This is a genomic window from Thioclava sp. F28-4 (assembly GCF_002020045.1).
Lineage (GTDB): Bacteria > Pseudomonadota > Alphaproteobacteria > Rhodobacterales > Rhodobacteraceae > Thioclava > Thioclava sediminum.
Genome location: NZ_MPZQ01000009.1, coordinates 74,844 through 89,262, shown reverse-complemented (window position 1 = coordinate 89,262; position 14,419 = coordinate 74,844). Strand labels below are relative to the sequence as shown.

Annotated in this window: 17 protein-coding genes; 9 read left to right on the top strand and 8 right to left on the bottom strand. The window is 65.2% G+C overall.

Translation table 11 applies throughout. The features are described 5' to 3' along the window. Positions 1-37 precede the first annotated feature (37 nt). Positions 38-469 (top strand): peptidylprolyl isomerase, encoded by a 432-nt coding sequence (locus BMI87_RS17340; RefSeq protein WP_078522873.1) that lies wholly within the window; start codon positions 38-40, stop codon positions 467-469. 50 nt (positions 470-519) lie between these two features. On the opposite strand, the gene BMI87_RS17335 is transcribed toward BMI87_RS17340, so the two are convergent. After that, entirely contained in the window at positions 520-1,422 is a 903-nt protein-coding gene (locus tag BMI87_RS17335; RefSeq protein ID WP_078522872.1) for a Stf0 family sulfotransferase, read from the bottom strand. Positions 1,423-1,629: 207 nt separating this feature from the next. Here BMI87_RS17335 and BMI87_RS17330 point away from each other — a divergent pair, with 207 nt between their 5' ends. Beyond that, a complete protein-coding gene (locus BMI87_RS17330; RefSeq protein ID WP_078522871.1) occupies positions 1,630-2,403 on the top strand; it encodes a transglutaminase family protein in 774 nt (257 codons plus the stop codon). A 10-nt stretch (positions 2,404-2,413) separates the two neighbouring features. Here the strand turns inward: BMI87_RS17330 and BMI87_RS17325 are convergent, their stop codons facing one another. Both BMI87_RS17325 and BMI87_RS17320 read right to left on the bottom strand, forming a co-directional pair. Further along, the gene (locus BMI87_RS17325; RefSeq protein WP_078522870.1) at positions 2,414-2,749 is read right to left on the bottom strand and encodes a cupin domain-containing protein; all 336 of its coding nucleotides are present in this window, start codon (positions 2,747-2,749) and stop codon (positions 2,414-2,416) included. Positions 2,750-2,859: 110 nt separating this feature from the next. Beyond that, positions 2,860-3,714: a LysR family transcriptional regulator ArgP gene (locus BMI87_RS17320; RefSeq protein ID WP_078522869.1), complete on the bottom strand. Its 855-nt coding sequence runs from the start codon at positions 3,712-3,714 to the stop codon at positions 2,860-2,862. A 95-nt stretch (positions 3,715-3,809) separates the two neighbouring features. On the opposite strand from BMI87_RS17320, the gene BMI87_RS17315 reads away from it, so the two are divergent. Beyond that, positions 3,810-4,421 (top strand): LysE/ArgO family amino acid transporter, encoded by a 612-nt coding sequence (locus BMI87_RS17315; RefSeq protein WP_078522868.1) that lies wholly within the window; start codon positions 3,810-3,812, stop codon positions 4,419-4,421. A gap of 54 nt (positions 4,422-4,475) precedes the next feature. Then, on the top strand, positions 4,476-5,381 hold the full coding sequence (locus tag BMI87_RS17310) for a DMT family transporter (protein ID WP_246832729.1): 906 nt from the start codon (positions 4,476-4,478) through the stop codon (positions 5,379-5,381). A gap of 115 nt (positions 5,382-5,496) precedes the next feature. Here the strand turns inward: BMI87_RS17310 and choV are convergent, their stop codons facing one another. Genes choV through BMI87_RS17290 form a run of 4 tightly spaced genes read right to left on the bottom strand, consistent with a single transcriptional unit; the run spans position 5,497 to position 9,022 of the window. Continuing rightward, positions 5,497-6,549, bottom strand: coding sequence for a choline ABC transporter ATP-binding protein (choV, locus tag BMI87_RS17305; RefSeq protein ID WP_078522867.1), 1,053 nt, complete (start codon positions 6,547-6,549; stop codon positions 5,497-5,499). After that, positions 6,546-7,382 (bottom strand): choline ABC transporter permease subunit, encoded by an 837-nt coding sequence (gene choW / locus BMI87_RS17300; protein WP_078522866.1) that lies wholly within the window; start codon positions 7,380-7,382, stop codon positions 6,546-6,548. The genes choV and choW overlap by 4 nt, the downstream gene beginning before the upstream one ends. A gap of 18 nt (positions 7,383-7,400) precedes the next feature. After that, positions 7,401-8,042, bottom strand: coding sequence for a hypothetical protein (locus tag BMI87_RS17295; protein WP_078522865.1), 642 nt, complete (start codon positions 8,040-8,042; stop codon positions 7,401-7,403). Between the two features lie 35 nt (positions 8,043-8,077). Continuing rightward, the gene (locus BMI87_RS17290; RefSeq protein ID WP_078522864.1) at positions 8,078-9,022 is read right to left on the bottom strand and encodes a choline ABC transporter substrate-binding protein; all 945 of its coding nucleotides are present in this window, start codon (positions 9,020-9,022) and stop codon (positions 8,078-8,080) included. A gap of 118 nt (positions 9,023-9,140) precedes the next feature. Between BMI87_RS17290 and betI the strand changes: the two genes are divergently transcribed. The 3 genes from betI (at position 9,141) to betA (ending at position 12,930) form a co-directional block, all read left to right on the top strand. After that, positions 9,141-9,722 (top strand): transcriptional regulator BetI, encoded by a 582-nt coding sequence (gene betI, locus BMI87_RS17285; protein WP_078522863.1) that lies wholly within the window; start codon positions 9,141-9,143, stop codon positions 9,720-9,722. Further along, positions 9,719-11,170 (top strand): betaine-aldehyde dehydrogenase, encoded by a 1,452-nt coding sequence (gene betB, locus BMI87_RS17280; RefSeq protein ID WP_078522862.1) that lies wholly within the window; start codon positions 9,719-9,721, stop codon positions 11,168-11,170. The genes betI and betB overlap by 4 nt, the downstream gene beginning before the upstream one ends. A 104-nt stretch (positions 11,171-11,274) precedes the next feature. Continuing rightward, a complete protein-coding gene (betA, locus tag BMI87_RS17275; RefSeq protein WP_078522861.1) occupies positions 11,275-12,930 on the top strand; it encodes a choline dehydrogenase in 1,656 nt (551 codons plus the stop codon). 1 nt (position 12,931) lies between these two features. Here the strand turns inward: betA and BMI87_RS17270 are convergent, their stop codons facing one another. Next, complete coding sequence (locus BMI87_RS17270; protein ID WP_078522860.1) at positions 12,932-13,315, bottom strand: DoxX family protein; 384 nt, start codon at positions 13,313-13,315, stop codon at positions 12,932-12,934. Between the two features lie 80 nt (positions 13,316-13,395). On the opposite strand from BMI87_RS17270, the gene BMI87_RS17265 reads away from it, so the two are divergent. Together BMI87_RS17265 and BMI87_RS17260 are read left to right on the top strand one after the other, a co-directional pair. Beyond that, a complete protein-coding gene (locus BMI87_RS17265; RefSeq protein WP_078522859.1) occupies positions 13,396-14,046 on the top strand; it encodes a thermonuclease family protein in 651 nt (216 codons plus the stop codon). A 71-nt stretch (positions 14,047-14,117) separates the two neighbouring features. Continuing rightward, entirely contained in the window at positions 14,118-14,363 is a 246-nt protein-coding gene (locus BMI87_RS17260; protein ID WP_078522858.1) for a YdcH family protein, read from the top strand. Positions 14,364-14,419: the final 56 nt, after the last annotated feature.

The window sequence follows — 14,419 nt, the reverse complement described above, 5'->3', positions numbered from 1 at the left end:
CCTCGGCAAATTCATCTCCCCGCGAAAGGATATCACCATGACCCAGGCAAAGGCTGGCGACACCCTGCATCTTCATTACACCGGCAAGCTCGATGACGGCTCCGTCTTCGATAGCTCGGAAGGCCGTGACCCGCTGTCCTTCACGCTCGGCTCCGGCCAGATCATCCCCGGCCTCGACAAGGGCGTGACCGGCATGGAAGAGGGCGAAAAGCGCACCGTGCGCGTCGAGCCCGCAGAGGCCTATGGCGAGCATCACCCCGAGCGCATGCAGTCGGTCGATCGCGCGAACATCCCCGACGACATCCCGACCGAGCCGGGCACCCAGCTTCAGGTTCAGACCCAGGACGGTCAGACCGTGAACGTGACCGTCGCCGAGGCGAACGAGAAAGAACTCGTCCTCGACGCGAACCACCCGCTCGCCGGCAAGGCGCTGACCTTCGACGTGGAACTCGTCAAGATCGACGCGTAAGCCTGCGTTTGCTTCCAGAGCTTGAGAAGGCGCCCTCGTGGCGCCTTTTTTCATGCACGCGAGCGTGCGCCGCGTCGCAGGAGCCTGCTCAGGCCGCCAGTTCGTTTCGCGCTGCGGGGGCCGTGACCTTCCTGCGCATTGCGGGCCCGGCACAGCGCGAGCAGGTCCGCATCGCTGCTCTCCGGATCGGCCCCCAGATAGGCGGCAAGTTTCGTCCGCAGAACGGTGAGATCCGCGGTCTTGGTCACCTTCGTGTGGTCCGTGCGCAGGGTCATGTCGAAATCACCCCAACCGAAAAACTGCCAGATGGCCTGAAACTGCCGCTCCGGGTCTTCGGTCAGGTCTTCATAGGTGAGGTCGCAAACGGGCTGGTCGAGTTGCGCGAGAACCGCATCGAGATGGGCTTCGTCCTGATCGATCCGAAAGATTTCGTGGGCAAGGTCCGCCCCGGTGATCTCGTCGACCGGATCGCCGCTGCCGGATTTGTGGTTCGGCGTGCGTTGCGCCTCTCCGGCTTTCACATGGGCAACGCCGCTCTTTCGATGCACGAGACGCGAGACCGCCTGCGCGACGCGGTCGCTGCGAGAGATGCGCAGATAGGCGCTCGATCCGAAGATTTTTGCATAGGCGTCGATGAACTGTGCGTGAGCCGCCACCGGCTCCAAAGCCTCATAGGCCGGTTTGCCGAAAAAGGCTTCCGCGATCGGAGCAAGCTGGTTCGACATCACGTTGATCGCCGAGGTCCCGTTTTCGCCACGCCCCATTTCAGCCGCGGCGAAGAAATCCGCAGGCGTGATCTCATTGCGGGGTTTGCTGCGCATCAAAAGCAGGAAAAATTCGCCCGCTTTTCCCAAACCCGCGCGTTGCAGATAGTCGCAAAGCAGCGAACTGCCGGTCCTCTGGGTGGAGAAGACGAGCAGGCAAGCCGGTCTGTAGCTATCGTTGGGTGCCATTACTCACCTTTCAGTCCCGGGGCGTTTTCGCACCTGTATCATGGACGGTCTCGAGGCGCACGACCAGCCCGGTCCGGCGGGTTCGGCTTTCCGGCGTGCGATAGGGAACCAAACCCTCTGCGCCCCCCTTTCCCCACCGACGTGTCTCTGTTACGCGGCGCGCTCCATCCCAGTGACACCACCTGAATCCCGAGAGAAGGAGCCGCCATGCGCATTTCCGTCGACGTGCAGATGCAATACCAGTTCCCGCAGCCGAATACGGTCGCGCTGGTGCTCGAAGCGGCCCAGGCTCCGGGACAGGAGATCGTCAACGCGTCGATGAACCTCGGCGATGCGAGCGTGGGCCGGATCGCGGGCGATTGCGGCGTGGGCGAGCGGATCTGGGCGCAGGTGGGCACGCAGATGACGCTGCATTATCAGGCGCTGATCGACATCACGCGTCCGGCGATCGACCTGACGCAGATGCGGGCGGCACAACTCCATGAACTGCCCGCCGAGGCCGCGCCCTATATCCGGCCCTCGCGCTACGTGCAGTCGGACAAGTTCGTCTCCTTCGTGAGCAAGCGTTTCGGCGATCTGCAGGGCGGGGCGAAAGTGGCCGCGATCCGCGACTGGATCGAGAAGAACCTGTCTTACGTGCCCGGCGCGTCGGATAGCGACACCAACGTGCTCGAGACCTTCGCGGGCCGGGCAGGGGTCTGTCGCGACTATGCGCATCTGTTCTGCGCGATGGTGCGCGCGGCGCAGATTCCGGCGCGGATGGCGTCCTCCTACGGGCCGGACGTGTGGCCGCAGGATTTCCACGCCGTGGCCGAAGTCTGGCTCGATGGCGCATGGCATATGGTCGATGCGACCGGCATGTGCGGGCCCGAGAACATGGCGCTGGTCGCGGTGGGGCGCGATGCCTATGACGTGGCCTTCATGGAATCGCAGGCCCCCGCGATGCTGATCAACCAGAGCGTCTCGGTAATCCGGGTCTGAGTGCCTTTCCTCAGGGTTTCAGCGGATAGCGATCGGCTTCTTCAAAGACGTCGATCACTTGCGTCCCGGCCTTCAGACGCGCGGAATGTTCCGCCCCGTCGGGGATGTTGTAGGTCTCACCGGTGCGGTAGACCTTGGTCTCGCCTGCGATGGTCAGCTCCGCCTCGCCTTCGATCACCGTGCCCCACTGGGCCTTATGCGCATGGGACGGCAGGTCAAAATCGGTGAGGAAGTGCAGGAACACCACCAGCCCCGTCTCCGAGCGGATCGCGTGGCTGCGCACCTGATCTTCGGGAAACGGCAGGTCGAGGGCGGGGAAGGCCTGAATGAAATCGGGTAGCTCCATGGGCGTCTCTCCTCCTGACGAGCCTACGGGACATGCGTCACTATGTGCGCCGCGCAGGCCGCGGGCAATGCGTGCGCTCAGACTGCCGGATCAGCCCTATTACCGGCCCCTTACAACAACACCGCTTTCGCCGCCTGCCGCAGCGCTTTGGTCAGCGGCGCGAGCGGGGCTTTCAGCCGCCTCGCACTCTGCCAGTAGAGCGGCACGTCGATCGGCGCCGGGCCCAGCCGTTCCAGCGCGCCGCTTTCCAGATGCGCGCGCACCAGAACCTCGGGGTTCAGCCCCCAGCCCATGCCGCGCAGGCAGGTCTCCACGAAGCCTTCGGTCGAGCCGATACGATGCGCGCGCAGCCCCATCGGCATGCCCGCGATCATCGAGGCCCAGCGGTCCTGCAGCCGATCCTTGGCGTTGAACTGCAGGGCAGGGGCCGCGCGCAAGCTGTGCCGGTCGATCCGGTTCGGGAAATAGCGCGCGACGAAGTCCGGGCTCGCCGTCGCGATATAGCGCAGCCGCCCGAGGCTCACGCTGTCGCAGCCCGCAATCGGCCCCTCGTCGGCGGTGATCGCGCCTGCGACCTCGCCCCGGCGCAAAAGCCCCGCCGAATGGTCCTGATCGTCGATCACCAGATCGAACCGCACGCCCTCCACCTCGGCCAGCGCGGGCATGACCCAAGTCGCGAGGCTGTCCGCATTCACCGCGATGCGCAGAACCGGCGGGGTCTCGGAGGGCGCAAGCTCGGTCTCCAGAAGCGCCACTTCGCGCAGATGCGCGATCAGCCGCGCCCCGTCCTCTGTCGCGCGGCAGGGCGTGGCGCGGATCACCAGAACCGCACCCATGCGTTCCTCCAACTGGCGGACCCGTTGCGAGACGGCCGATTGCGACACCCCGAGCCGCGCGCTTGCGGCCTCGAAGCTTCCGGTCTCGATCACGGTGGCGAGCGCATCCAGCGCGGCATAGTCGAACATAAGTTTTACTTATATAGAGTTAGTTTAATTAAGTTGAACTTATACGCACGTCCCGGCACTGAGAAGCGTCTCTGAGCAGACAAGAGGTGAGGCGGATGGAATTGGTGGCATTCTGGGCGGGGCTGAAACTTGGGCTCGGGCTGATCGTGGCGATCGGCGCGCAAAACGCCTTCGTGCTGCGTCAGGGGCTGCGGCGCGAGCATGTCTTCGCGGTGGCGCTGTTCTGCGCGCTCTCCGATGCGGTGCTGATCGCGCTTGGCGTGTCGGGCTTCGCCGCCGCCTCTACGGCGCTGCCATGGCTGCCGGAGACGCTGCGCTGGGGCGGTGTCGTCTTTCTCAGCTGGTACGCGATCCGCTCCGTATGGGCGGCGATCCGCGGCGGCGAGCATCTCGACCCGAGCGCAGGCAGCGCGCCGTCCCTGCGCGCCGTCCTCGTGACGGTGGCCGCGTTCACATGGGCGAACCCGCATGTCTGGCTCGATACGGTGGTGCTTCTGGGCGCGGTCTCGGCGCAGTTCGCAGGCGCGCGGATCAGCTTCGCCACCGGCGCGATCGTGGCTTCGTTCGTGTTCTTCTTTGCACTGGCCTATGGCGCGCGACTTCTCGCGCCGCTTTTCGCCAAGGAGAGCGCTTGGCGCGTGCTCGATGCGCTGATCGCGGTGCTGATGGGTTCTATCGCCTGGAAGCTCGCCGCGGGCGGATTATAACCGACACAAAGCCGCCCCTTGCGCGCGGTGCCGAACCAGCGTCCAAGAGGGGTCATGACCGCGCAAGACAAACCCAACAAACCGCTGATCGGCATCCTGTGGATGCTCGCCACCACGGCCTGTTTCGTAATGGTGAACATCATCGTCCACTGGCTGGGAGATCAGGTGCCCGCCGCGCAATCGGCCTTCGTGCGATTCATGTGGGGGTTGATCTTCTTCGCGCCCGCGCTGGCCCGCATCCTGCGCCAGAATTTTCCGCCTCAGGTCTGGGCGCTGTTCGGGCTGCGCGGGGCGCTGCATGCGGTGGCGGTGGGGCTGTGGTTCTTCGCGATGAGCAATATCCCGATCGCGGATGTCACTGCGATCAATTACCTCAACCCGATTGTCGTCACAGTGGGCGGCGCGCTCCTGCTGGGCGAGGGGCTGGCCTGGCGGCGCGTGACGGCGGTGATCGTCGCGCTGATCGGGGCGCTGATCATCCTGCGCCCGGGGATGCGCGCGATCGAGCCCGGCCATCTCGCTCAGCTTGGCGCGGCGCTGTTCTTCGGCGGCGCCTATCTCGCCGCGAAGCGACTGACCGATTACGTGCCCGCGGGCACGGTGGTGGCGATGATGACGCTGGTGGTGACTGTCGCGCTCGCCCCGGTGGCGATCTGGAAATGGGAGCCGATCACGCTGTCCGAGACGCTCTGGCTGGGCGCGGTGGCGGTCTTCGCCACCGGCGGGCATTACTGCATGACGCGGGCGTTTGCTGCGGCGCCTGTGACGGTGACGCAGCCGGTGATCTTCCTGCAACTGGTCTGGGCGGCGATTGCGGGCTGGACGATTTTCGGCGAGCGTCCGGACCCTTACGTGATCCTGGGCGGCGCGATCATCATCGCCTCGGTGAGCTACATGACTTTCCGCGAGGCGCAGCTCAAACGCCGGGTGACGCCGCCTCCTCCTGCCACCAAGATCTGACGGCGCGGCGCTTTCCTGCAAATGTCGGATGCCTCCGGCGGGGATATTTGAGCCAAGCCGAAGGGGCGCGCGCCTTGGTTTCGGCTTGGTCAAAATATCCTCCGCGAAGCGTCCCTCAGCTCGCCTCGGCGCTGCGCTGGGGGTCGATGAGCCGCGTGATGACGCCCTCGCGGGTTACGACACGGCCATCGGTGAGCGGCACGGCGGGCTCGAAGCGCAGCCGCTCCATCACGTCGCGCACGGGCGCGTCGGCGGGCATCGGCGCGCCGGTGGCATCGCCGGTGGGCGTGCCGACGGGATCGGCGATGTCTTCTGCGGTCAGCACGCCGAGCGGGTTCATATGGGCCACGAAATCGGCCACATAGCCGTTGGCGGGCTTGGCGATGATGTCGCGCGCGGTGCCGCATTGCACGATCCGCCCGCCTTCCATCAGCGCGATCCGGTTGCCGATCTTGAACGCCTCGTCGAGGTCGTGGCTGACGAAGATGATCGTGCGTTTGAGCTTGTTTTGCAGCTCCAGCAACTCGTCCTGCAGTTTGGTGCGGATCAGCGGGTCGAGCGCGGAGAAGGGCTCGTCCATCAGCAGGATCGGCGCGTCGGTGGCGAAGGCGCGGGCGAGGCCTACGCGCTGCTGCATGCCGCCCGAGAGCTCTGCCACCTGACGATCGGCCCAGTCCGAGAGGCCCACCAGTTCCAGCTGCCTGTCGACCTTCTTGCGGCGTTCCGCCTTGCTCATGCCGGCGAGTTCGAGGCCAAGGCCGACATTCTCGCGCACGGTCCGCCAGGGCAGCAGGCCGAATTGCTGGAAGACCATCGCAATCTTGTTCAGGCGCATTTTGCGTAAAGTTGCGGGATCCGCATGGGTGACGTCGACGAGACGCTCGCCGTCATGCACCTCGACCTGCCCGCGCACGACCGGGTTCAGCCCGTTCACCGCGCGCAGGAGCGTCGATTTGCCCGAGCCCGAGAGGCCCATCAGCACGAGAATCTCGCCTTCGGGCACCTCGACCGAGCAGTCATGCACGCCCAGCACCTGATCGGTACGCTCCTGAATCTCGGGGCGCGAGAGCCCTTCATCCATCAGGGGCAGCGCCTCTTGCGGGCGGTCGCCGAAGACGATGGAGACATTGTCGAATTTGACGGCGGTTTTGGCTTTGGTCTGGGTCATTTCGAACCTCCGCGGCGCAGCATGCGGTCAAGGATGATGGCGACGACGACGATCACGAAGCCGGACTCGAAGCCGAGCGCCGTGTTCACGGTGTTGAGCGCGCGCACGACGGGCACGCCGAGGCCGTCAGCGCCGACCAGCGCGGCCACCACGACCATCGACAGCGAGAGCATGATGGTCTGGTTCAGACCGGCCATGATCTGCGGCGTGGCGTAGGGCAGCTCGACCTTCCATAGCAGTTGGCTCTTGGTCGCGCCGAAGGATTGGGCGGCCTCGGTCAGCGTGTCGGGGGTCGAGGAGACGCCCAGATGGGTCAGGCGGATCGGCGCGGGCAGCACGAAGATCACGGTCGCGATCAGGCCCGGCACCATGCCGATGCCGAAGAAGACGATGGCCGGGATCAGGTAGACGAAGGCCGGGAGCGTCTGCATCAGGTCGAGCACCGGCTGCAGCACCGCATAGAGGCGCGGGCGGTGGGCGGCGGCGATGCCGATCGGCACGCCGATCCCCATGCAGACCACGCAGGCGGCGATCACGAGGGTGAGGCTTTCGGTCGTCTCTTCCCAGTAGTCCTGATTGAGGATGAACAGGAAGCCCACGATCACCAGCAGCGAAATCTTCCAGCTGCGCTGCAGCAGGTAGGCGATCACCGCGAAGGCGAGGATCACGAGAAGGGGCGGGGGGCCTTGCAACACCCAGAGCGTTGCGTCGATCAGCGCCTTCAGCGCGACGGAGAGCGCGTCGAAGAGCGGTGCGGCGTGGTCCTGCAGCCAGTCGATCACGATCTTGGCCGTCTTGCCCACGGGAATTTTGGTTTCGGTCAACCAGTTCATAACTGTCCTTGCGAGTTGTTATTTCTGGCGCGTCTCGATGCGGTCGAAGGCGACTTGCGATTGCGCCTTGCCGGTTTCGGGGTCGAGCTTGGTCACGCGCAGGACCAGCCCGGCCTTGGGGGAAAATTCCTTGAGGAAGGCGGTGCGCAGCTTGCCCATCGCGATCCGTTCGACGACCTGCCAGACATCGTAGCGGCACGCGCCGATCTGCACCGAGCCGGTGCCGCGATAGGCGTAGGAGATGGTGCCGCGATCCTTGGTCTCACCGTCGACTTTCAGGCTCACCGGGGTGCGCCAGTTGCCCAGTTGCGGCAATTGGTCGAGCCGCGCGGGGTCGTCGTCATAGAGGAGCGCGAAGCTGCGCCCATCCATTTCCTGCAGGCTCACCGCCAGCGGATGGTCGTAGCGCTCGCGCTTGGGCGGCCGGCCAAGCTCGGGATCGTCGACCCGGTAGGAGGTCAGCGTGCCGTTCTCGTAGCGATAGGCCTGTGCCATTTTCGGGGTGTTGCGGGTGAGCGTGACGCCTGCCGCGTGCAGGGCCTCGGCGTCCGGGCAATCGGCGGCGCGCGCCGGGGTGAGGGGCGCGGCGATCATCCCCGCGAAGAGAAGGGCCGCGCCGGTGAGGGCGCGGACCGAGGGGAAGCGGGGGCGGAGGGTCATGCCCTGTCGCCCGCGCGAAGGTTTTGCCCAAAGGCTCACGAGTTCAGCGCTTTCTCGACCGCTGCCTGCGCGTCGCCGCCGTCCTTCGTGGTCACACCGTCGAGCCATGCTTTCCAAGCGTCGGGATTGGCTTTGAGCCAAGCCTTCGCGGCGTCCTTGGGATCATCGCCATCGTCGAGGATCTTGCCCATGATCTCGTTTTCCATCCCGAGGGTGAACTTCAGGTTGGAGACGAACTTGCCCGGGTTCGGGCATTCGTCGACATAGCCCGCGCGGACGTTGGTCATGACCGTCGCACCGCCGTAATCGGGGCCGAAGAAGTCATCGCCGCCCGAGAGATAGGTGATGTCGAAGTTGGAGTTCATCGGGTGGGGCTCCCACGCGAGGAAGATGATCGGCTTGTCGGCTTTGTCGGCGCGCGCGACCTGCGCGAGCATGCCCTGCTCGGAGCTTTCCTTCAGGTCGAAGTCCTTCAGGCCGAACGCGTCCTTGTCGATCATGTCGAGGATCAGCGCGTTGCCGTCATTGCCCGGCTCGATGCCGTAGATCTGGTTGTCCAGCTCGTCGGCATGCTTGGCGATGTCGGAGAAGTCCTTGATGCCAGCCTTGGCGCCAGCGGCGTTGGTCGCGAGCGTGTATTTCGCGCCGGTCAGGTTGGTGCCGAGCGTCTCGACCGTGCCGTCCTTGGTGTAGGGATCCACGTTGGCGGCCATCGAGGGCATCCAGTTGCCGAGGAACACGTCGACATCGCCCTTCGAGAGCGCCTCGTAGGTCACCGGAACCGACAGCACCTTGGTGTCGGTCTCGTAGCCGAGCGCTTCGAGGATCGTGGTCGCGACCGCGGTGGTCGAGGTGATGTCGGTCCAGCCGACATCGGAGAAGGTCACTTTCGAGCAATCGGCGGCCTGTGCGGGCGCGGTGCCTGCCAGTCCGAGCGAGAGCGCAGCCCCCATTGCGAGGAGCGTGGAACGAAGTTTCATGCTTTTTTCTCCCTGTGCAGCGTTAAGAAAAACCGCGGGATGCGGTTGTTGATTGACGAGTCAATAAACATGTTCTAGCTCGACATGCAAGCAAGCCACCCGGAAGGAGGCCGATCACATGCCGAAGCTTGGAGCAGAGCCTATACGGCGCGCAGCCTTGGTCAAAGCCACTATTGAGACAGTGGGCGAGGCAGGATCGCTCGACGTGACGGTCGCGCAGATCGCCCGGCGCGCAGGTATGTCCTCGGCGCTGGCGCACCATTATTTCGGGTCGAAAGACCGGATTTTCCTCGCCGCGATGCGGTCGATTCTGTCGATCTATGGCGCGGAAGTCCGTGGCGCGATGGCGATGGCGCAGACCCCGCACGAGCGTGTTCGCGCAGTTGTGATGGGCTCTTTCGCGGCTGGCTCGTTCCGTCACGAGGCGATCGCCGCGTGGCTGAACTTCTACGTTCTCGCGCAGTCGAGCGCCGATGCGCGGCGCCTGCTGCATATCTATCAGCGCCGTCTGCGCTCGAACCTCATGCACGGGCTGCGGCCGCTGGTCGGCGACCGTGCGGGCTCCGTGGCCGAGGGTTTGGGCGCGCTGATCGACGGCGTCTACATCCGCGCGGCGCTGGTCGCGGGCGAACCCGACCGCGAGGCCGCCTGCGAACTGGTGCTGGCGCATCTGGAAAAGGAATTGGAGGTCCCCCAATGAGGGCACAGCCGAAAGCAAGCCATTTCGTGAATGGCGACTGGATGGAAGACACGGACGGCGACGAGCTGATCGTCACCTATCCCGGCACCGGCGAGGTGATCGCGAAGCTGCACGCCGCGACGCCCGCAGTGATCGACGCCGCGATTTCCGGCGCGGTTGAGGCGCAGAAGGACTGGGCCGCGCTGCGCCCGGTTGAGCGCGGCCGCATCCTGACCCGTGCCGTCGCGATCATCCGCGAGCGTGCCGAGGAGCTGGCGCTGCTGGAGACGCTCGACACCGGCAAGCCGATTCAGGAAACCCGCGAGGCCGACTGGCCCTCGGGCGCCGAGGCGCTGGAGTATTTCGCAGGTCTGGCGCCGACGCTGACCGGCGAGACGATGCCGCTGGGCGGCGATTTCGCCTACACGATCCGCGAGCCGCTGGGCGTTTGTGCAGGGATCGGCGCGTGGAACTATCCCAGCCAGATCGCCTGCTGGAAATCGGCGCCCGCGCTGTCGACCGGCAATGCGATGGTGTTCAAACCTTCCGAGATGACGCCGCTGGGCGCGCTGAAGCTGGCCGAGATTTTCATCGAGGCCGGGATGCCTGCGGGTATCTTCAACGTGGTGCAGGGCTTCGGCCCGGTGGGGGCGGCGCTCTCGACCGATCCGCGTATCGCGAAAGTGTCGCTGACGGGTTCGGTGCCGACGGGCGCGAAGGTCTATCAGGCGGCTTCGGCAGGCATGAAACACGTCACGATGGAATTGGGCGGCAAATCCCCGATGATCGTGTTCGACGACGCCGATATCGAAAGCGCGATCGGGGCGGCGATGCTGGGGAATTTCTATTCCTCGGGGCAGATCTGTTCGAACGGGACGCGGGTCTTCGTGCAGAAGGGCATCAAGGAGAAATTCCTCGCCCGGCTGAAAGAGCGCGCGGAGACCATCGTCGCAGGCGATCCGCTCGATGAGGCGACGCAGTTCGGTCCGCTGATCTCGAAGGCGCAGTTCGACAAGGTGATGTCCTATGTCGAGAGCGCGAAATCCGAAGGCGCGCGGCTGGTCTGCGGTGGCTCTGCGGGCAATGAGGGGCCGCTCTTCGTGCAGCCCACGGTCTTCGCCGATGTCACCGACGACATGACCATCGCGCGCGAAGAAATCTTCGGCCCGGTCATGTCGGTGCTGGATTTCGAGACCGAGGAAGAGGCGATCGCGCGGGCCAACGACACGCAGTTTGGCCTCGCCGCGGGTGTGTTCACCGGCGATCTGGCGCGCGGCCACCGTGTGGTCGGCCAGCTGCAGGCGGGCACCACCTGGATCAACGCCTATAACCTGACGCCGGTGGAGATGCCCTTCGGCGCGGTGAAGCAATCGGGCTTCGGGCGCGAGAATTCGCGCGCGGCGGTGGAGCATTATACGCAGCTCAAATCCGTCTATGTCGGCATGGGGCCGGTCGAGAGCCCGTACTGAGTTCGAATTTGGGGAGGCTGGGGGCGCTGCCCGTCGCCTGTTGGTCTTTGGGCCGATGGCGCGCCAAACGGCGACCCCCGGGATATTTCCGCCAAGGGGAAGATATGAGTGTTTCGGCAGAATTTGTGATCGTAGGCGCGGGCTCTGGTGGCTCTGCGATGGCGTATCGGCTCGTAGAAGCGGGCCGCGACGTCGTGGTGATCGAGCATGGCGGCTCGGATGCGGGGCCGTTCATCCAGATGCCCGGCGCGCTGAGCTATCCGATGAATATGGGAATCTATGACTGGGGCTTTCAGTCGGAACCCGAGGAGCATCTGGGCGGGCGGCGTCTTGCGACCCCGCGCGGCAAGGTGTTGGGCGGCTCGTCGAGCATCAACGGCATGGTCTATGTCCGGGGCCACGCGCGCGATTTCGACCATTGGGAGGAAAGCGGCGCGACCGGCTGGGGCTATGCCGATGTGTTGCCCTATTACAAGCGGATGGAGCATTGGCATGGCGGCGAAGAGACAGAATGGCGCGGCCGTTCGGGGCCGCTGCATGTGACCCGCGGGCCGCGCGCCAACCCGCTGTTCGACGCGTTCGTCGCGGCGGGCAAGGCGGCGGGCTATCCGGTGACCGAGGATTACAACGGCCAGCAGCAGGAAGGCTTCGGGCCGATGGAGGCCACGATCTACAAGGGGCGTCGCTGGTCGGCGGCCAATGCCTATCTGCGCCCGGCGCTCAAGACCGGGAAGCTGCGGATCGTGCGCGGTCTGGCGCGGCGCGTGGTCTTCGAAGGCAAGAAGGCTGTCGGCGTCGAGATCAAGCGCAAGGGCCAGATCGAGGTGGTCCGCGCGAGCTCCGAGGTCGTGCTGGCAGCCAGCTCGATCAACACGCCGAAGCTGCTGATGCTGTCGGGTGTCGGCCCGGCAGAGCATCTGCGCGAGCATGGAGTCGAGGTGCTGGCGGATCGCCCGGGTGTGGGTGCGAACCTGCAGGATCACCTTGAGATCTATATGCAATTCGCCGCGAAACAGCCGGTGACGCTGTTCAAATACTGGAACCTCTACGGCAAGGCCCGGGTGGGCGCGCAGTGGCTGTTCACCAAGGGCGGGCTCGGCGCGTCGAACCAGTTCGAGAGCTGCGCTTTCATCCGCTCGGATGCCGGGATCGACTATCCGGACATCCAGTATCACTTCCTGCCGATCGCGGTGCGCTATGACGGCAAGGCCGCCGCCGAGGGGCATGGCTTCCAGGCGCATGTCGGGCCGATGCGTTCGAAATCGCGTGGGCATGTGCGGCTCAGCTCGGGCGATCCTGAGGCCAAGCCCGAGATCAAGTTCAACTATATGAGCCATCCCGACGACTGGGCCGAGTTCCGCAAATGCGTGCGGCTGACGCGGGAGATCTTTGGCCAAGCGCCGATGGCCGCGCATGTGAAGCACGAGATCCAGCCCGGCGCTGCGGTCGAGACGGATGAGCAGATCGACGCGTTCATCCGCGAGCATGCCGAGAGCGCCTATCACCCCTGCGGCACCGCGAAGATGGGGGCGGCGGACGATCCGAGCGCCGTCGTCGATCCCGAAGGCCGCGTGATCGGGGTGGAGGGGCTGCGGGTCGCCGACAGCTCGGTCTTCCCGCGCATCACCAATGGCAATCTGAACGCGCCCTCGATCATGGTGGGCGAGAAGATGGCCGATCACCTGCTGGGCCGCGCGCCGCTCGCGCGCGAGAACCTCGAGCCATGGGTGGCGCCGAACTGGCAGGTGGCGCAGCGCTGAGTTAACCGTTCTCGCGGCGCGGGAGGTTGAGGGCATAGCGCCCCGGCCCTTGCGCCGCGAGGATCAAAAGTCCGCCCGCGATCGCCCAGTTTTTCACGAAGATCGTCACCTGCCACGGGTCGGCGCGCAGCTGCCAGTGAAACCAGCTGGTGAAGATGCAATAGCCCGCAAGGATCAGCGCCCAGCCCCGCACCTTCGGGCCGAAGATCAGGCCGAGCGCCGCGATCAGGTTGAACAGCGCCACAGGCCAGACCAGCCAGCCGGGCAGGCCAAGCCAGCCGATCATCTCCTCGACCATTTGCGGATCGGTGACTTTCTGCACCGCGCCGCCGAAGAACAGCAGAGCGATCAGGATGCGGCCGATCAGGTTGAGTGCGTCGGACATGTGGGGCTCCCAAGTTTCGCGTTTACTATTCAGCTACGAAATCTGTTGCGTGCGAGATCAGTTCCGCCGATATCTGGGGCATGTTAAGGATTTGTTCACTCCTCGTTCTTCTGGCGGCGCCCGCCGCCTCGCAGCTTTCGGCGGCCACGGTGACCGGTCTGCCGCGCGTCGTCGATGGCGATACGCTGGTGGTCCAGAACACGCGGGTGCGGCTTTTCGGGATCGACGCGCCGGAGGCGAAGCAAAGCTGCAAGACGGCGCAGGGTGTGCGCTGGGCCTGCGGACGGGCGGCGACGGCGGAGCTGCAGCGGCTTGCGGGGCAGGGGGTGCGCTGCTCGGGCGATGAGGAAGATCGCTACGGGCGGCTGATCGCGGTGTGCCGGGCAGGCGGGCGCGACCTGAATGCCGAGATGGTCGCGCGCGGGGCGGCCTTCGCCTATCGGAAATATTCGCGCGATTACGTGTCGCAGGAGGAGCGGGCGCGGCGCGCGGGGCTCGGCGTCTGGCAGGGCGCGGCGGAGCGGCCCGCAAAGGTCCGTGCAGCGGCCAAAGTTCAGAGTCCGCCGGGAAATTGCGCAATCAAAGGCAATATTTCCGGGCGCGGGCGACTCTATCACCTGCCGGGCACGCGCTCTTATGCCGCCACGCGGATCAATGAGGCCAAGGGCGAGCGGTGGTTCTGCACTGAAGCCGAGGCAAAATCCGCAGGATGGCGTCGCGCGGGCGGCTGATTTGATGCGCATCAAAGTGAGCCGAGTCGCGGTGGTCTAGTGTCGGTCCGACAGCAAGGAAAGGGAGCGACATGGCCAATACGCCGCACACGCTGCAAGAAGAATTCCCCACGCAACTCGATCGCATTCACGAGTTGAAAATCTCCAACGCGCATTTTGCAAAATTGTTGGACGATTATGACGCGCTCAATGATCGCGTGCACCGGGCCGAGACGAATGTGGAGCCGATGGACAGCTTGGCCGAGACCGACCTGCGCAAGCAACGCGCCGCAGTGAAGGACGAGATCGCGCGGATGCTGGGCACCGCCGACGCCTGAGTTGTAGGGTAACGAGTGATTTTGGTGAGACGCCCCGGGACTTCGGCCCCGGGGCG